Source organism: Terrimonas rubra (genome assembly GCF_042686025.1).
Lineage (GTDB): Bacteria > Bacteroidota > Bacteroidia > Chitinophagales > Chitinophagaceae > Terrimonas > Terrimonas rubra.
In genome coordinates this window covers 151,465-168,331 of sequence record NZ_JBHUOZ010000003.1, presented here as the reverse complement: position 1 = coordinate 168,331, position 16,867 = coordinate 151,465, and the positions used below count along the sequence as shown (strand labels likewise).

Sequence of the window (16,867 nt, the reverse complement as noted above, 5' to 3'; positions counted from 1 at the left end):
GATTAATAATGAAACGACGATGGTTACTACCCTCCTAACAGGAAGTTGAATTCATAAACCACAATTGATTCCTCAGCAGTGGCATTGAATTTATTACGGCGCAACCATTCTTTAATAATATTGATAGCTTCCCCGCTGGTATAGGTAGAGCCTCTTTCCGCACTGATATAAGTACCAATACCGTCCGGTGATACCCTGATACGTGCCAGTACTTTACCACGCAGGTTCTCACCTGCATCCATATTCTTAGGGCTGAGCACGGTACGGTTACCGCTTACCCTGCGGGGGCCACTGCCACGTCCGCCGCCACTGCCTGTACCACCACCGCTGCCGGTACCGCTGCCTCCTCCTGTTCCGCTGCCATTGCCAATACCACTACCGGTACCTGTTCCGCCTGCACGGTCATAATTGGTAGCAGCATTATTACCCCCGGTGCCTGTTCCGCCGGTTGTTTTTCCTAACACCGCTTTAGGGTTAGGTTTGGGCTGGGGGGGTGTTACCACCTCTTTTTTAGGCTCGGGAACTTTTACCGGGTTGGTATTTTTATTAATTTCTTTGGCCTTGGGTTTGGGGTTATCAGGTTTGATAATGGGCGGGCTTTCTTTCTCCGTTTCATCCTCATCCAGGTCTTTTACATCTTCGTCCACACCGGGAACGGGGGGCGTATGCGGGGCAAGACCGGGATCGCCGGCAGCCTGTACAGGGTTACCGCCACCACCGCCACCACTTACGGGCGCATACTCCGGCATGGGTTCCGGTTCATCGGGAATATTCAGTTCCACCATAATACCCTCATCAGGCAATGGCTTGGTCAGTTCATGAATAGGCCATTTCCACACGAACATGATCAGCATTAACAATCCTGCCACGCCGGCGGTAATCAACGCTGCCTGTGTATTTTTTTTCCGTTCAAATTCCAAATCCATTGCCATGGCCATAGTCTTATGCATACAAATGTAACTTTTAGCTGGTAAACACAAATGGTATGTATTATCCACACCTGTTATTAACGATGCAATAGCCTGTTTACTTGCATAAAAAATATGTTAATGTTTTACCGGGGTTTCACGCAACAGGCTGATTATCTTTGACACCATTCACGTTTTTAACATAGTATTATGCCTATTACTTTTATTACCGGTGCCACATCGGGTTTTGGAAAAGCGGCTGCAGAAAAATTTGCTGCCAACGGACACGCTTTAATTATCAATGGCCGCCGCGAAGACCGGCTACAGGCGCTAAGCAATAAATTACAAGAACAATACCATGTGGCTGTGCTGCCCCTGGTATTTGATGTACGTGACCAGCAAGCGGTTTTTAATGCCGTTCAGGGGCTAAGCGCCGAATGGCAGCAAATTGATATCCTGGTAAATAACGCAGGACTGGCTGCGGGTCGTGATTTTTTTAACGAAGCCGATCTCAATGACTGGAATACCATGGTGGATACGAATATTAAGGGTTTTATGTATGTAGCCCAGGCCGTATCAAAACTGATGGTGCCTTTAAAAAAGGGCCATATTATCAATATAGGCTCCATTGCCGGTAAACAGGTATACGAAAAAGGTAATGTGTATTGTGCTACAAAACATGCTGTAGACGCATTAAACCAGGCCATGCGCATCGATCTGCTCCGCCACAATATCCGAGTGACGGCCATACACCCCGGCGCCGCGGAAACCGAATTCTCCCTGGTACGTTTAAAAGGCGATGCCAAAGCCGCCAGCGAAGTATATACCGGCATGAAAGCTTTAACCGCCGAAGATATTGCAGAAACCATTTACTGGACCACCACCCTGCCGCCGCATGTTTGTGTTAACGATATGATTGTCACCTGTGTACAACAGGCGGATGCATTTTATTATAACCGTGTGTAATATAAATATTGTTTAATCTTAACATGATTAGGTGTGGTAATTGTGACAGGGTAAATATCACCCTGTCATTTTAACGTGGAAATACGCTATTTGGTGTAGTAATAGTCAATCACTGGAAAATGTAAAGTTTAAATGATAAATTTGCATCCGGCTCCGTATAATCAATAGCCTTATAAAAACCAATACATGAAAGCCCTTTTTCTTGCCATCTTTATATTGGCAATGCATATCTCCGGCACGTCCCAGAACGTGATCAAGCAACAGTCCTGCTCGGATACTTTTATCAATGCACAGGTAGACAGTCTTAAAGTAGTTTTTGAAAAAGCCAATTTCACCTTGTTACGCGAGGCCAGCATTACCATGGAAAGCGATTTTGAAATGCCCGTTGTAATGCCCCTTACCGAAGGCAGCTGGTACCAGTTTGTTTTTATAGGCGATAATACATCCCGTTTATATGAAGTAAGAATGTATGACTGGTCCGAGCAAATGGTGATCTTCCGCCAAAACAGGTGGGCCGATGTGGATGGTAATATCATTGCTTATTCCTATATCCCCAAACGTTCCGAGTTTCATATGATGAAGCCGGTACAGATCAACAAAAAGAAAAAGAAAGGCCTCTGCGGTTACGTGATGTTATTCCGTAAAAACGTAGCGGAGGAAAACCGGGGTAAGGTTATTTCGGATCAATAGTGGAGAGAATGAGGAGTTATGAATGATGAATTAGGATTTATGAATCAGGAGTTTTGAATGGCTAAATTGACTGCGCTGCAATCAGAATGTAGGCTTTCAATTGCAGGCCCCTTCACCATTAACTATTAACTATGAACGATTAACTATGACCCATTAACCCTATTCTATTTCCCCCACCAAAAAAACGCTTCCGCATACCAGTATTAAATCGTCGCTGTGCGCTTGTTGTTTAGCCGCAGTAATAGCAGTGTTCACATTACTATAAGTTTTACCTGACAACCCATATACTTCCGCCTTTACCTGTAAGTCAGTCGCGGGTAATGCCCGGGGAATGCCGGCCTGGGTAAAATAATAAGTAGCCTCGGCAGGCATCAGGCTTAATACCTTCTCCACTTCCTTATCGGCCACCATGCCGGTAATAATATGTAAATGATTATAGGTGGTCAGCTCTAATTGTTGTAAAAGCATCTGCATACCCTGTTCGTTATGGGCCACATCGGCTATTATATCCGGGTGCTGGTGTAACAGTTCCCAACGTCCGTGTAAACCGGTTGTTTTTTTAGCGTTTGCCAGTCCCTGTTGCAGTTGTTCCTGGGTAATATGCCAGCCCGAAGACTGCAATTGTGCAACAGTAGCCAGCACAATTAATAAATTATCTTTCTGGTAAATACCCGGCAGGTCCAGCGTATAGGTATGCCTGTCCACATGATGCGCAGCCGCTACCTGTACCAGCAGCCGGTGCTGTTGCCAGCTCCACTCCATAGCCTGGAAATGTTCACCGGCAATAATACAGTCAGCCTGTTTGGCCGCAGCCATATCGGTGAGCACAGCCCTTGCCCCTGCTTCAATATTGCCCAGTACCACCGGTATATTTTGCTTGATAATACCTCCTTTTTCAGCAGCAATTTTTTCCAGCGTATCACCCAACAGGTTCATATGGTCCCAGCCGATAGTGGTGATGACCGAAATTTCAGGTGTAATGATATTGGTACTGTCCAGTCTGCCTCCTAACCCTGTTTCAATAACCGCAATATCCACTTCTTCCTGCGCAAAATGTTCAAAGGCCATAGCTACCGTAATTTCAAAGAAGCTGGGATTTAAGTTATCTATGGCAGGTTGAATACATGCTGTAAAATCTACTACGGCCTGTTCAGGGATCATATCACCGTTGATCTTTATCCTTTCCCTGAAATCTTTTAAATGCGGGGAAGTGTATAAACCTGTTTTAAAGCCGGCAGCCTGTAATACCGCTGCCAGCATATGACTTACAGACCCTTTACCATTGGTGCCGGCAACATGAATGGTTTTAAATCGGTGATGAGGATCGTTTAAAAAGCTGCATAACGCTATGGTATTGTCTAAACTGGGCTTTAATGCAGCGGCGCCTATGCGACTAAAAACGGGCAGGCGCGTATATAAATAATCAACGGTCTCTTGATAGTTCATAACAGGAAAATATCTGGTATCAAAAATACAAAGAGGAATCAGTTTGCCGGGAAGTTTTTGTGGGAGTATAGTTCATGGCTAATAGTTCACGGTTCATCGTAAGCGGTTCTTGCCATAGAGAGCAAAATTCTTCATTCATCATTCATAACTCATAAATCTCCGGTATCATATTAAAGTTTTCAAAATGTTTAGCTAAATTAGTGGCCATGAAAAAGAACAATATTTACAGGTTAAGACAGACTGTTTTATCAACAGTAGCAGCCACCGGTATGGCATTGGTAATGCTGCCCGCTATGGCACAAAAGCCCGACACTACGCTTATTAAAAAAATCATTGCCGAGGGTACTAATAATTCTCAGCTTAAAAATTTAGGTCATGAATTACTGGACGGCATCGGCCCGCGTCTTGTTGGTACACCACAAATGAAAACCGCTGCCGATTGGGCAGTAAAAACCTTTGCAAGCTGGGGTATTAATGCCCGTATTGAAAACTGGGGTACCTGGCGTGGCTGGGAACGTGGCATTACACATATTGATATGGTAAGCCCTCGTGTAAGAAGCCTGGAAGGCATGCAGCTAGCGTGGAGCGGTAATACAGGCGGCAAAACGGTTACTGCCGAAACCGTGATCATACCGGAGGTAACAGATTCCCTGGCTTTTGCCAAATGGCTGCCATCGGTAAAAGGTAAGTTTGTGCTTATCTCCATGCCTCAGCCTACCGGCCGCCCCGATTATAACTGGGATGAGTTTGGTACAAAAGAGTCTATTGAAAAAATGAAAGCAGAGCGTAATACTTTAACAGACGCCTGGAATAAAAGAATTAAAAACACCGGCCTGTCCGCAGTAGCCCTGGCCAATGCGCTGGAAAAAGCAGGTGCAGCCGCTATATTCAGCTCCTACTGGTCAAGAGCATTTGGTTCCAACAAGATCTTTGGCGCCCAGGCTAAAAAAATCCCGACTATTGATCTTTCTTTAGAAGATTACGGCCTGGTATACCGTTTAACCGAATCGGGACAAAAGCCTAAATTAAGTTTAAGGGCCGATTCAAAAGAATTAGGCGTAGTGCCAACTTTTAATGTAATGGCCGAGATCAAAGGCAGCGAAAAACCCGACGAATACGTGGTATTATCTGCTCACTTTGATTCTTGGGATGGTGCCAGCGGTGCTACAGACAATGGTACAGGTACCCTGGTAATGATGGAAGCATTACGTTTATTAAAGAAATTTTATCCCAACCCTAAACGTACTATTTTGGTAGGTCTCTGGGGCAGCGAGGAACAAGGTTTGAACGGTTCAAGAGCTTTTGTGGAAGATAATCCCGCAATTGTAAAAAATATCCAGGCCGTATTTAACCAGGATAATGGTACAGGCCGGGTAGTAAATATCCAGGGCCAGGGCTTTTTACATTCTTACGATTATATTGGCCGCTGGTTATCGGCAGTTCCAAGAAGCATTACCCAGCATATTGAAACCAGCTTCCCTGGTCGCCCTGGCTCAGGTGGTTCCGATTACGCCTCCTTTGTAGCCGCTGGCGTACCTGCATTTTCCCTAAGCTCTAACAGTTGGTCTTATGGTACCTATACCTGGCATACTAATAAAGATACTTATGACAAGATCGTTTTTGATGATGTGCAGAACAATGCCATCCTTACCGCTATTTTAGCCTATATGGCCAGCGAAGATCCTGCAAAAGCATCCAGGGAACCGGTGGTTATACCCGCTGACAGGTCAGGCGCTCCCGGTAAATGGCCTGAGCCAAGATCGCCCAACAGGAAAGGCGGCCAGGATTAAACATATTTTGGACCCCATAAAAAAAACATCGCCCAAAAAGCGATGTTTTTTTATGCCTGGTTACAGCCTGTTACTTTTTCCGGGGTAACCTTGCAGCTTCAATCATTTCTTTCATCTCCATTTTAATATATTCTACATTAGAGGATGAGCCCATTAATGCATAACGGATACTGCCCTCTTTATCAATAATAAATTTAGCCGGAATGCCTTTTACCAGGAACTGGTCGGCCAGTGTAGGATTGGTTCCGGCTGTTGCCGCATCATCAAACAATACTTCAAAAGGATAATTGTTCTTTTTAATAAAGGCGGCCACTTTTTCCTTGTAATCATCCACCTTTTCCCAGGTGTCGATAAACAAGAACTGTACGTCCTTGTCATGCGCATACATTTCCTGCGAAGCTTTCATTCCCGGGAAGGATCGGATACATGGCTGGCACCAGGTAGCCCAAAAATCAACAACAACTACCTTACCTTTTAAATCCGCTAAAGAAACAGCCACTCCTTCCATATTTACCAGTTTAAACCCGGGTGCTGCCCTGTCTGTTTCTATCCCCTTAATATGCGTTCTGATATCACCTAAAAGCGCCTGTTTCAGCGATGCAATATGCCGGTCAAAACCGGTTTCCGAACCGTTTAGCTTTACATACAGGTCCTTCAGGCTGGCTTCGTACTCAAAATTCCCTTTTTTATAAATTTTAGACAGTTCATTATAGGCTTCCAGGTTTCGCTGCAGGCCGGCCAGTGATTTATAATAGCTTACTAAAAAGCCATCATTTAATTCAGGGGCCAGTTTCATTCCCTGTTCAATATAATCCAGTGCCTCCTTATAATTTCCCTGGCCTACCAATATATCCACATAAGCACTCACCGCTCCCGGGTACCCCATAGCGGCAAACCGGGCCTTATTATCTTTTTGATCCTCAGGTAAGGTTGCATAATACTGCGCATCTTCCAGGGCTGTTTTAAATAAAGCAGCTGCTGTTGCCGTATCGCCTGCTTCCAGCACCAGTTTACCCACCGGAATATAACCATTGCCCCGCCAGAACCTTTCGTTAAGGTTATGCAAGTAGTAGATGGCTTTTTCGGTATTACCCTCTTTGGCAAAATCCGTTGCCAGGCTACCGCTCATATAATCATAGGTGATTTCGCTGCCGGGAAAGTTTTTTACCGGCCATTTTTGAAGGATCTGCCGGTAAATTTTTTCTTTGGCAACCGTTGTTTCCGCCTTATAAAACCTTTCATTAACAAAGGACGTACGGGCCAGCGCACCCTTCGGGAAACGTTTTTCTGCTTTTTTTAATACCGAATCAGCCTGGTTTTTAAAACCCAGTCTCTGCAGCAGGTTGATCGCAGTACTGTACGGCTCCTCTGTTTTTGCCGTTTTCAATCCCTGTAACAGCTCATGCATTAAGGCCGTTTTTTCTGTCGCGGTACCTGTTTGGATTATTTTGTTATAAGCTTCTGCCTTTTCGTTCTTTGCCGGTTGGGCCATTACGCCCAATGTCATTAAAAGGATAAAAAATACCGTTACACTCCTCATTTATTTATGCTGTTTATTTTAGTCGGTCAGCCAGTGCCAAACCGGGGTTAAGACCGCAATTTATCCCCGTTTACCGGTAAAATATTCCTGTATTTTATTGTAGTGTAGCAAAAAAACAACCTTTTTCAGCCTTAAGCCCTTAAACCCGCTTTTAACCCGGTATACCGTTTAAAAAAAAGGATGAATTTATTTTAAACAAATCAATACATGTCATGTTAACTTGCCTTACTTTTGCCCTAAATACCAATAATAATGAAAATATTTGTTGCAGGTTTACCGTACGATCTAGACGATGCCGAGTTGGAAGAAATTTTTGAAAAGTTTGGGACTATTGCCTCAGCAAAAGTGGTGATGGACCGTGATACCGGTAAAAGCAAAGGATTTGGCTTTGTTGAAATGCCAAATGAAGTGGAAGCTAAAGACGCTATTGAAAACTTAAATAATATCTCCTTAGGTAAAAAACCTATGGTTGTTAAAGCTGCCGATGATAAACCAGGCGGCGGTGGTGGTAACAGTGGCGGCGGTGGCGGCTATAATAACAACCGTGGTAATTTCAACCGCAGACGTTTTTAAAAGATACATATTCAACATACTTTTCTCTTAGCCGGTCAATATTCCCTATGCAATATTGACCGGCATTTTTTTTGCCCAACAATCCGCCTTTTATATTGTTATGTATTGCACACTTTAATTTGCTAATTTGCTATAAAATAAGTGTGGGAGAGTACAACATGAGAGGATTTCATTTTTCAAAATACAACCCTGATACTGAAGGTAAAACAAAGTTTGACCAGTTGTTGAACCTGTTTATGCAATTACTCACCTATACCAGCGGTGATGTAGGCGAAACACTGCAATGGCTAAATGAACTGGACAAACAATATAAACTTACCGATGACGAGTACGGCATGGGTGATTTTATTGACGACCTGAAGGAAAAAGGCTATATCACTGATGACAATCAAAGAGGGGAGATAAAGATCACCCCAAAGACCGAACAGGGCATTCGTAAGCAAAGCCTGGAAGAAGTATTCGGCAAGCTGAAAAAAAATAAACAGGGTGATCATAAAAGTTTTAAGCCCGGGCAAGGCGATGAAAGCAATTCCGATACCCGGCAGTTCCAGTTCGGTGATATGCTGGAACAAATTGATTTCACCGAGAGTATCCGTAATGCACAGATAAACCACGGCGTGGAAAGTTTTCGCATGCAGGAAGATGACCTGGCCATAAGAGAAACCGATTATAAAGCACAGACCTCTACCGTACTGATGATCGATATTTCCCATTCCATGATCTTGTATGGCGAAGACCGTATCACCCCTGCCAAAAAAGTGGCCATGGCTTTGAGCGAACTCATTAAAACAAAATACCCGAAAGACACATTGGATATTGTTGTTTTTGGCAATGATGCCTGGCCTATCGAGGTGAAAGACCTTCCCTATTTACAGGTAGGTCCTTATCATACCAATACCGTTGCCGGGCTGGAACTGGCCATGGATATTTTACGCCGGCGCAAAAATCCCAATAAACAGATCTTTATGATCACCGATGGTAAACCCACCTGTTTAAAGATCGGCAAGCGATACTATAAAAACAGTTTTGGCCTGGACCGTAAAGTGATCAACCGTTGCATGAACCTGGCAGCCCAATGTAAGAAACTAAAAATACCGATCACTACTTTCATGATCGCTACTGACCCTTACCTGCAGCAATTTGTAAAAGAGTTTACGGACATGAACCACGGGAAAGCATTTTTTGCTTCACTGGATAAGCTGGGGGCATTTATATTTAAAGATTTTGAAAGCGGGAAGAGCAAGACGGTGTTTTGAAAAAGATATCAGATATCAGACTGTAGATTTTAGAATTCAGGTTTGAGAATTGAGATTTCAGAGTTGAGTTTGTGTTATCAGTTCTAAATACTAAATACTAAATACTGAATACTATATACTAAATTATGAACCAATACAAAGCATGAAGCATATAACAACATTAGGACAGTTAAAACAATCAGGGTATCAACCCAAAAGCATTAAAGAAGAAGTAAGACAAAATCTTATTCAAAAATTAAAAGAAGGCGACAGCAGTTTTTCCGGCATTGTGGGTTATGAAGACACGGTTATACCCGAAGTAGAACGTTCTTTATTAAGCAAACACAATATTTTATTTTTAGGCTTACGTGGCCAGGCTAAAACCCGTATGGCCCGCCAGATGATCAACCTGCTGGATGAGTGGGTGCCGGTAATCCCGGGCAGTGATATTAACGATGACCCGTTAAATCCTATTTCGGCTTATGCTACACAACTGATCAGCGAAAAAGGTGATGATACACCTATTGAATGGATACACCGTTCGCAACGTTATGGTGAAAAACTGGCAACACCCGATGTAAGTGTGGCCGACCTTATAGGTGATATTGACCCGATAAAAGCAGCCAATTTAAAACTGAGTTTTGCGGATGAGCGGGTGATCCATTATGGTATTATTCCCCGGAGCAATCGAGGCATATTTGTTATTAACGAATTACCCGACCTGCAGGCAAGAATACAGGTAGCTTTATTCAATATACTGGAAGAAGGTGATATACAGATCCGCGGTTTTAAACTGCGTTTACCGCTCGACATATTGTTTGTGTTCACTGCTAACCCCGAGGATTATACCAACCGTGGTTCTATAGTAACACCTTTAAAAGACCGTATAGAAAGCCAGATACTAACGCACTACCCTAAAAGCATTGAGCAGGCCTTAGAGATAACCGAACAGGAAGCCGATATTAACGAAGAACAAAAAGGCCTGGTAAATATCAGCGACCTGGTAAAACGCCTGGTAGAACAGGTTGCGTTTGAAGCCCGTAACAGTGAGCTGGTGGATAAGAAAAGCGGTGTAAGCGCCCGTTTAACTATTTCCGCTTTTGAAAATGCAGTAAGTGCTGCTGAACGCCGTGCTATTATTAACCACGAAAAACAAACGCAGGTCTGGATATCGGACCTGGCCGGCATCATCCCTTCTATCACCGGTAAAGTTGAGCTGGTATATGAAGGAGAACAGGAAGGTCCTTACCAGGTTGCGATGAACCTGCTGGAGCGATCGATCCGTACACAGTTCGCTTTATATTTCCCCAACCCTGATGCTTTGAAGAAACGCCGTAATACCGGCAAGCCTTCACAACAGGCAAGAGCCGAGGATAACCCATACAAAGCAATAACCGGCTGGTTTGATAAAGGCAACCAGTTAAACATCAGCTTCAGCACCACCGACAAGGACAAGCTGATCCAGTTGTACCAGGTGGATGGTTTACATGCATTGGTTAAAAAGTATTATGCACAGGCCAATGAATCACAAACCGGACTGTTGATGGAGTTTGTATTACATGGCCTTGCCGCCCATTCCCTGATCAGTAAAAAAATATTTGAAAGCGATATCGAGTTTAAAGACCTGTTTGGCAGTATGATGAATCTGAACGTGGGTGATGAAGACGAGGAGGAAGAAGAACAGAATTTTGATAATTGAGACTGAGAATGATGAATGAGGAATTATGAGTTATAAATTCCGTTTCATTGATCGTCAATTGTCCATTGTCAACTGTTAACTGTCAATTGTTATTTTTTTTGTTTGTTTTAATAAAAAAGCCCGCCATACAAGTATGACGGGCTTTTTAGTATCGGTTGTTACTATTGATTAATAGTAGCTGAGTTTTAATTCTACACGGCGGTTTTTCTGACGACCGGCAGCAGTTTTATTATCTGCTACGGGTTGGTCCTGGCCATGACCTGCAGCAGTTAATTGTGCTTCACTTACACCTTTGCTGATCAGGTATTGTTTCACTGCATTGGCACGGTTATCACTTAAGATCTGGTTTTTATCAGCTTTACCGGTATTATCGGTATGACCATCGATAGCCAGTTTTAATTCAGGCTCAGCTTTTAAGATCTCAGCCACATCATTTAAACCTTTGTTCGATTTAGCTAATAAAGTGTATTTACCGGTTGCGAAATAAATGTTTTGTGCAGCATAGTTAATTTTCTTAACTACTTCCTCTTTGATCACAGGGCAACCAAGGTTTTCTCTTACACCCGGAACAGTAGGACATTTATCTTCCTCATCGTTGATACCATCCTTGTCAGTATCAGGAATAGGACAACCTGCATAACGGGCTAAACCTGGTACAGTAGGACATTTATCTTCCTCATCATTGATACCATCTTTATCCGTATCAGGAATAGGGCAACCATTGTATTTAGCTAAACCCGGTACAGTGGGGCATTTGTCTTCTTCGTCATTAATGCCGTCTTTATCGGTATCAGGAATAGGGCAACCGTCGTATTTGGCTAAACCCGGAACAGTAGGACATTTGTCCAAACTATCAATAATACCATCTTTATCAGTATCAGCCGGTGGCGGTGGCGGCGCAATTACTTTAGGCGCTTTCTTTTCACCTACACGTTGTGCAAAACCGATCTGGTTGAAAAAGTGGTAGTTAGATGTTTCTTTAGTTACAGGAATACGGTACTGGGAAGTGATGAATAAATGGGTTTCATCAAAGAAGTTCACTTTCCAGCCTAAACCCGGGCTCAGGAAGGCGCCGAAATAGCTGCCTTTATACATGCTTGCTCCCACACCTGTAATGATATAAGGTTGTGTCCAGTATTTTTCTGAAACCATTTTAAAGTTGGCGGCAGCGTCTACTTCCAGTAAGAAGCCATCACTCCTGTTACCTTTATCAGGATTCAATGCATCCTTTGTAAAACTACCGGCTAAGGTACCGGCAAAGTCAATATACTTATGCAGCCCTTTGAAATAAGAAATAGCGGCACCGGGGGACATATCAGTCAACTTGCCCCATTGCTTATCTCTGAATACTTTTGATAGGGAGGTATTGCGGATTCTTTGTGGCGTTGTATAATCATTCAGTATAAAACTAATGCCGATTGCTGCCGGACGGATCTCGTCGTCTTGCGCAAATACAGACTGTGCCAAGCAAGAAACTGCCAAAAACATGGCTAAAATCTTCTTCATAAGCTAATTAATGTTTGTGTTAAAAATCGGGGCAAAAATAATCGGTCTGCCCAACATCTGGAAATAAATTTATTATTAAGTATTAGTACCGAGTCCCTTAAAAACCTATTTACCCGCATAATATTTTTCTCTCAGCCATTTATCCTCACCATAAACATCATCGTAAAATACGATCCGGCCATCTTTATTAGCCTCACAGGTAAAATAGCGGATATAAACTGTAATTGGTTTCCTGACGGCAATACCTTTTTTCTCTTTGTTATTCAACCATTTAGTAACTGAATCTACCGGGGTGAAGTTTTTGGCTGGTTGTACATAACTGCTGTCCCAGTTCAGTATCTGGTTCATTAAACCACGCCATTCCTGTACCCGCACGCAACCATGGCTCATGGCCCGGTAGGCCTGGCCAAACAGGTAACGCTGGTTGGTATCATGTAAATAAACCGCGTATTTATTATTAAAATTAAATTTTAAGACACCCAGGGAGTTGGCATCCCCGCTGCCCTGTACCACCCTGTAAGGGATCCCCTTGCTGTATTTTGACCAGTCAACCGAAAAAGGATCTACCTCATCCCCTTTCCCGTCGATCAGGCTGAAATTTTTCTTTGCCAGGTAACCGGGGTTCTTTTTTAACTGTGGCAATATTTCTTTTACAATAATGCTGGTGGGTACTGTCCATTGCGGGTAAGTGATCATATTGGTGATTTTGCTGGTCAGCACCGGGGTACGGGTTTTAGGCTTGCCGCAAATCACTTTTGATGTCAGCCGCAGGGTATCGTTATCCATTAACTGTAAATTAAAGGAAGGAATATTAACCCATATATATTGTTCGGGGAGCTTTTCAGGTAATAATTTATACCGGTCGGCTGTGATGGCGATACGCATAAATTTCTCCTGGTCATGCAGGTTCAGCATACGTATGGTTACCTCGCCGGCCTTACCATCTATCGCCAGACCTGCTTCTTTCTGAAACTTTTTAATGCCCTCCACCAGGGTAATACTATCCGCTTTTACGCTATCCGCGGCAAGATAACCAGCTTCGTATAAACGGGTTTGTAACCTTGTATAAAACAGCGCAGAATCTGCCCCTTTGGCGGAGGCCGGTACTTTTGTATATTTTTTAAACTCGGCGGTTTCCAAAAAATGGTGCAACCCTTTCTTTAACTGTGCGTATGCTTTTAATTGCGGCTCCAATGCAGCAGCCCAGGTTGCAGGTGATTGTATCTGTAATAAGGCCGCAAGCTGTTGCTGGTAAAATGCCGGCGCCAGTACCGAATCTTTTCTCTGGGATATACTATCATTAGGCAATCGGCCTAATTTTAAATCAGTAACCATCTGCATCACTGCGTTGGTTAACAGTACATCAGTAGTGAACCAGAGATTGGCATCCCTGCTGTCAGATTTACCCAGACTATCCGCCATGATCCTTCTGCGGTTACCGGCAACCAGTGTATCAAAATAATCCTCCGGGAACAAGGCAAAATACCTGGCTTTATTTATAAAATTTGCCAGTGAATCAGCAACCGGAAGCCACCTGCCATTTTTCGACCACAAAGGCTGGTGCTCATTGGCGTCATACACCAGTGCCAATAATTCTTTATTTGCGATAAGGATACTATCAGCCAATTTGTTTTCACCTGAGCCCATCCATCCGGAAAGATGTTGCTGTATTTTTTCCTGTAACTGTTCGGGGGTATCGGCAATATCTTTTGCAGGAGGATTATCTGCACAACTGTAGAACGATGTTATAATACTAACACCTAACACAGTAAAGAGGATACGTCGGAATAAAAGCATGGTGGTATGTGTGATTTTTTCAATAAGTAGCGTCGGCCGGGAACATACAATCATCACCTGTACTGGTGGCAAAGTCCTGCATATTATCGCCGGTTATCTACACAAGTTTATTTACTTTTAAGGCAAATGAACATTAACAAAATAGATAATAAAGCTTGTTACTGCAAATATATTACGGTTGTTTTATTCAGCTTTTTATATTTTACTGTTGACGCGCAAACTCCCCTAAAAGTTGTCAGTAAGCGCAGCGAATACCGGCAACAGGTTAAACAGGACAGCTTGCATAACATGGTATTATTACACCAGTTTGTTCCCGGTTTACAATATGAACTGCGTTATGCAACCACTCATAATTTCATGCACCGGTTAATGTACCCGCAGCAGGTGAATTATAGCTTTTTACGGTTACCTGTTGCCAGGGCACTGGATAGCGTACAACAAGTTTTAGCTAAACAAGGGTTGGGCCTGAAAGTATTCGATGCCTACCGGCCGTATGCCGTTACCGTTAATTTCTGGGAGCTGGTAAAAGATGAACGTTATGTGGCTAATCCGGCTAAAGGCAGCGGACATAACCGGGGCCTGGCCGTTGACCTTACCATTATCAATCTATCATCCGGTGAAGCTTTAAACATGGGCACCGACTTTGATAATTTCAGTGATACGGCACATCACTCCTTTAAGCATTTACCGGAAGAGGTATTACGTAACCGCAACTTATTAAAAACAACGATGGAACGATATGGTTTTAAAGCCCTGGAGACCGAATGGTGGCATTATAGCTTTCCCAATACCAGGCAATACGATGTATTAAATCTCAGTTTTTCCGAACTGAAAAAACTAAGCCGTAAAAACTAAGATCATTTATTAAGGAATTTATCCGTTTTTTCTGCAGCGGTAATATCCGCATTACTTCTTAACTGTAACTGGAAATTCAATATCCACTCACTGCAATTGTGTTGTTGCAGGTACTCATTCACCTGGTGTACCACCTGCATCACTTCATCATAGGTACCTTCAATAACAGTAGCAAAGGGCCCTACTTCATATTTAATACCCGATGCTGTAATAACAGCGATAGCTTCATCTACCCATAAATACGGATGTTTATCCTGTACAATAGGAACAATTTGTAAGGAAGCGTTGACAAGGTACTGGTGCATAATGATGAATATTAATCCGGGGATGAAGACTTAGATTGAACCTGTTTAATTCAGGCGTTCCGTAGTAACCACTGCATCTAGATTTAGTGCACCGTAAATATGCGGGAAAGTATCCTGTGTGGAGGGTGACCAATCGTACACCAGGTTACTGGTCAGTTTATCAGTATCAATGGTCAGTTTTACCAGGTCCTTTTTTCCACTAAAATATCTTTCCAGCACGCCGGCTACCTGGTTTTCCTGGGCGCAATGAATAAACCCTTCTTCTTTTAAAGAAATAGCTTCGTAAGCACCGTTTTCACGGGCCTGGTCCCATTCCGGTAAAGTAGTAATATGATATATAATTGGCATTACAATTCGTTTTATTTAATAATCAATGTGATATCATGATTTTACGTTCAAAAGAGCGCAAACCAGTTTAATAACATTTTTGGATAGTAATTGTTCACTACCCTACCACCGGTTTTATTTGCTGGTGTAATAACATCAGGTCAATTAATGCTACTGCAGTAGCCGCTTCTACAATAACCGGCGCCCGCAGGGCCACGCAGAGATCGTGCCGCCCTTTGATAGAGAAGTTCTCCTGCTGTCCGGTTTCCCAGTTCAGGCTGAACTGTTCTTTAGGAGTGGAGGCTGTAGGTTTTATAGCAAGCCTATACACCAATTGATTACCGTTGGTGATACCGCCCACAATACCACCGGCATGATTGGTAGCCGTTTTACCTGTATTGTCAATAATAGCATCATTATGTTGTGAACCATACATGGTTGCTGCCGCAAAGCCGCTTCCAAATTCAATGCCTTTTACCGCGGGTATAGCAAAGGCAATATGTGCTATCTGCGATTCTACCGAATCAAAGAAAGGCTCGCCTAATCCAACAGGTAATCCGTCAACCGTACAGGTAACAATACCCCCTACCGAATCTTTTGCATCAATGGCTTTTTGTAACCCTTTTTCCAGGTCAGTCTCGCCGCCTATCTCGGTAACAGCCGCCTGTATATTTACCGCACTCATTAATTTTTTAGCAATAGCACCGGCAGCCACCAGTCCCGTTGTTAACCTGGCGCTGAAATGCCCGCCTCCCCTGAAATCTTCATTACCACCGTATTTCTGGTGCGCTACCCAGTCTGCATGACCCGGACGCGGAAAGCTTCTTTGTTTTTCATAATCACCGCTGCGGGTATTATTATTTTCAAATAAAATAGTAATAGGCGCTCCCGTGGTTTTACCATTAAACAACCCGCTCTTAAAAAAAGGATAATCTGCTTCCTGCCGGGGTGTAGTACCTTTTTGTTTACCGCCTTTTCTACGCTCCAGGTCGGGCAACAGGTCTTCTGCACTTAATGCCAGGCCGGCCGGGCATCCGTCTATCACCATACCAACCGATTCGCCATGCGATTCACCAAAGATGTGCACCCGGAATATTCTGCCAAATGAGTTCATAAAAAAGTAAAAATTAAAAAGTAAAAAGGTAAAATGCTTTTGCATTTTTGTTATCGGCTGCATTAATACTATCATCGCCTGTTGTGTCACTCACTGCATCGTTCGGTAATTCTATT

General features: G+C 43.3%; 15 protein-coding genes. 7 read left to right on the top strand and 8 right to left on the bottom strand.

All coding sequences use genetic code 11. The features are described from left to right. Positions 1 to 26: 26 nt before the first annotated feature. Positions 27 to 950 carry a hypothetical protein gene (locus ACFS6H_RS10310; protein ID WP_386097998.1) on the bottom strand — a complete coding sequence of 308 codons (924 nt, stop codon included), beginning with the start codon at positions 948 to 950 and terminating at the stop codon, positions 27 to 29. A gap of 168 nt (positions 951 to 1,118) precedes the next feature. On the opposite strand from ACFS6H_RS10310, the gene ACFS6H_RS10305 reads away from it, so the two are divergent. Both ACFS6H_RS10305 and ACFS6H_RS10300 read left to right on the top strand, forming a co-directional pair. Beyond that, the gene (locus tag ACFS6H_RS10305) at positions 1,119 to 1,874 is read left to right on the top strand and encodes an SDR family NAD(P)-dependent oxidoreductase (protein ID WP_386097996.1); all 756 of its coding nucleotides are present in this window, start codon (positions 1,119 to 1,121) and stop codon (positions 1,872 to 1,874) included. Positions 1,875 to 2,060: 186 nt separating this feature from the next. Continuing rightward, positions 2,061 to 2,564, top strand: coding sequence for a hypothetical protein (locus ACFS6H_RS10300; protein WP_386097994.1), 504 nt, complete (start codon positions 2,061 to 2,063; stop codon positions 2,562 to 2,564). 159 nt (positions 2,565 to 2,723) lie between these two features. On the opposite strand, the gene ACFS6H_RS10295 is transcribed toward ACFS6H_RS10300, so the two are convergent. Next, positions 2,724 to 4,010, bottom strand: coding sequence for a bifunctional folylpolyglutamate synthase/dihydrofolate synthase (locus ACFS6H_RS10295; RefSeq protein WP_386097992.1), 1,287 nt, complete (start codon positions 4,008 to 4,010; stop codon positions 2,724 to 2,726). Positions 4,011 to 4,216: 206 nt separating this feature from the next. Here ACFS6H_RS10295 and ACFS6H_RS10290 point away from each other — a divergent pair, with 206 nt between their 5' ends. Further along, positions 4,217 to 5,800, top strand: a complete 1,584-nt coding sequence (locus ACFS6H_RS10290; protein ID WP_386097990.1) for a M20/M25/M40 family metallo-hydrolase — start codon at positions 4,217 to 4,219, stop codon at positions 5,798 to 5,800. A gap of 70 nt (positions 5,801 to 5,870) precedes the next feature. Here the strand turns inward: ACFS6H_RS10290 and ACFS6H_RS10285 are convergent, their stop codons facing one another. Further along, on the bottom strand, positions 5,871 to 7,340 hold the full coding sequence (locus ACFS6H_RS10285; RefSeq protein WP_386097988.1) for a redoxin domain-containing protein: 1,470 nt from the start codon (positions 7,338 to 7,340) through the stop codon (positions 5,871 to 5,873). 252 nt (positions 7,341 to 7,592) lie between these two features. Here ACFS6H_RS10285 and ACFS6H_RS10280 point away from each other — a divergent pair, with 252 nt between their 5' ends. From ACFS6H_RS10280 to ACFS6H_RS10270, 3 genes are all read left to right on the top strand, one after another. Further along, positions 7,593 to 7,913 (top strand): RNA recognition motif domain-containing protein, encoded by a 321-nt coding sequence (locus ACFS6H_RS10280; protein ID WP_386097986.1) that lies wholly within the window; start codon positions 7,593 to 7,595, stop codon positions 7,911 to 7,913. A 158-nt stretch (positions 7,914 to 8,071) separates the two neighbouring features. Continuing rightward, the gene (locus tag ACFS6H_RS10275) at positions 8,072 to 9,169 is read left to right on the top strand and encodes a vWA domain-containing protein (RefSeq protein ID WP_386097984.1); all 1,098 of its coding nucleotides are present in this window, start codon (positions 8,072 to 8,074) and stop codon (positions 9,167 to 9,169) included. Positions 9,170 to 9,311: 142 nt separating this feature from the next. Further along, entirely contained in the window at positions 9,312 to 10,847 is a 1,536-nt protein-coding gene (locus ACFS6H_RS10270) for a magnesium chelatase (protein ID WP_386097982.1), read from the top strand. Between the two features lie 168 nt (positions 10,848 to 11,015). Here the strand turns inward: ACFS6H_RS10270 and ACFS6H_RS10265 are convergent, their stop codons facing one another. Both ACFS6H_RS10265 and ACFS6H_RS10260 read right to left on the bottom strand, forming a co-directional pair. Then, positions 11,016 to 12,353 (bottom strand): OmpA family protein, encoded by a 1,338-nt coding sequence (locus ACFS6H_RS10265; protein ID WP_386097980.1) that lies wholly within the window; start codon positions 12,351 to 12,353, stop codon positions 11,016 to 11,018. A gap of 105 nt (positions 12,354 to 12,458) precedes the next feature. After that, the gene (locus ACFS6H_RS10260) at positions 12,459 to 14,150 is read right to left on the bottom strand and encodes a L,D-transpeptidase family protein (protein ID WP_386097978.1); all 1,692 of its coding nucleotides are present in this window, start codon (positions 14,148 to 14,150) and stop codon (positions 12,459 to 12,461) included. Between the two features lie 288 nt (positions 14,151 to 14,438). Here ACFS6H_RS10260 and ACFS6H_RS10255 point away from each other — a divergent pair, with 288 nt between their 5' ends. Next, on the top strand, positions 14,439 to 15,005 hold the full coding sequence (locus ACFS6H_RS10255) for a M15 family metallopeptidase (protein WP_386103571.1): 567 nt from the start codon (positions 14,439 to 14,441) through the stop codon (positions 15,003 to 15,005). A gap of 2 nt (positions 15,006 to 15,007) precedes the next feature. On the opposite strand, the gene ACFS6H_RS10250 is transcribed toward ACFS6H_RS10255, so the two are convergent. The 3 genes from ACFS6H_RS10250 to ACFS6H_RS10240 all read right to left on the bottom strand — a co-directional run bounded on the left by ACFS6H_RS10250 (position 15,008) and on the right by ACFS6H_RS10240 (position 16,751). Further along, positions 15,008 to 15,310 carry a thiamine-binding protein gene (locus tag ACFS6H_RS10250; RefSeq protein ID WP_386097976.1) on the bottom strand — a complete coding sequence of 101 codons (303 nt, stop codon included), beginning with the start codon at positions 15,308 to 15,310 and terminating at the stop codon, positions 15,008 to 15,010. A gap of 45 nt (positions 15,311 to 15,355) precedes the next feature. Then, positions 15,356 to 15,658 (bottom strand): DUF952 domain-containing protein, encoded by a 303-nt coding sequence (locus ACFS6H_RS10245; RefSeq protein WP_386097974.1) that lies wholly within the window; start codon positions 15,656 to 15,658, stop codon positions 15,356 to 15,358. 97 nt (positions 15,659 to 15,755) lie between these two features. Then, positions 15,756 to 16,751: a chorismate synthase gene (locus ACFS6H_RS10240; RefSeq protein WP_386097972.1), complete on the bottom strand. Its 996-nt coding sequence runs from the start codon at positions 16,749 to 16,751 to the stop codon at positions 15,756 to 15,758. Positions 16,752 to 16,867: the final 116 nt, after the last annotated feature.

Bases quoted from the DNA above. Each gene is read 5' to 3' on its own strand.
- ACFS6H_RS10310 (WP_386097998.1), bottom strand. From the start codon at position 950: ATGCATAAGACTATGGCCATGGCAATGGATTTGGAATTTGAACGGAAA.
- ACFS6H_RS10305 (WP_386097996.1), top strand. From the start codon at position 1,119: ATGCCTATTACTTTTATTACCGGTGCCACATCGGGTTTTGGAAAAGCG.
- ACFS6H_RS10300 (WP_386097994.1), top strand. From the start codon at position 2,061: ATGAAAGCCCTTTTTCTTGCCATCTTTATATTGGCAATGCATATCTCC.
- ACFS6H_RS10295 (WP_386097992.1), bottom strand. From the start codon at position 4,010: ATGAACTATCAAGAGACCGTTGATTATTTATATACGCGCCTGCCCGTT.
- ACFS6H_RS10290 (WP_386097990.1), top strand. From the start codon at position 4,217: ATGAAAAAGAACAATATTTACAGGTTAAGACAGACTGTTTTATCAACA.
- ACFS6H_RS10285 (WP_386097988.1), bottom strand. From the start codon at position 7,340: ATGAGGAGTGTAACGGTATTTTTTATCCTTTTAATGACATTGGGCGTA.
- ACFS6H_RS10280 (WP_386097986.1), top strand. From the start codon at position 7,593: ATGAAAATATTTGTTGCAGGTTTACCGTACGATCTAGACGATGCCGAG.
- ACFS6H_RS10275 (WP_386097984.1), top strand. From the start codon at position 8,072: ATGAGAGGATTTCATTTTTCAAAATACAACCCTGATACTGAAGGTAAA.
- ACFS6H_RS10270 (WP_386097982.1), top strand. From the start codon at position 9,312: ATGAAGCATATAACAACATTAGGACAGTTAAAACAATCAGGGTATCAA.
- ACFS6H_RS10265 (WP_386097980.1), bottom strand. From the start codon at position 12,353: ATGAAGAAGATTTTAGCCATGTTTTTGGCAGTTTCTTGCTTGGCACAG.
- ACFS6H_RS10260 (WP_386097978.1), bottom strand. From the start codon at position 14,150: ATGCTTTTATTCCGACGTATCCTCTTTACTGTGTTAGGTGTTAGTATT.
- ACFS6H_RS10255 (WP_386103571.1), top strand. From the start codon at position 14,439: ATGGTATTATTACACCAGTTTGTTCCCGGTTTACAATATGAACTGCGT.
- ACFS6H_RS10250 (WP_386097976.1), bottom strand. From the start codon at position 15,310: ATGCACCAGTACCTTGTCAACGCTTCCTTACAAATTGTTCCTATTGTA.
- ACFS6H_RS10245 (WP_386097974.1), bottom strand. From the start codon at position 15,658: ATGCCAATTATATATCATATTACTACTTTACCGGAATGGGACCAGGCC.
- ACFS6H_RS10240 (WP_386097972.1), bottom strand. From the start codon at position 16,751: ATGAACTCATTTGGCAGAATATTCCGGGTGCACATCTTTGGTGAATCG.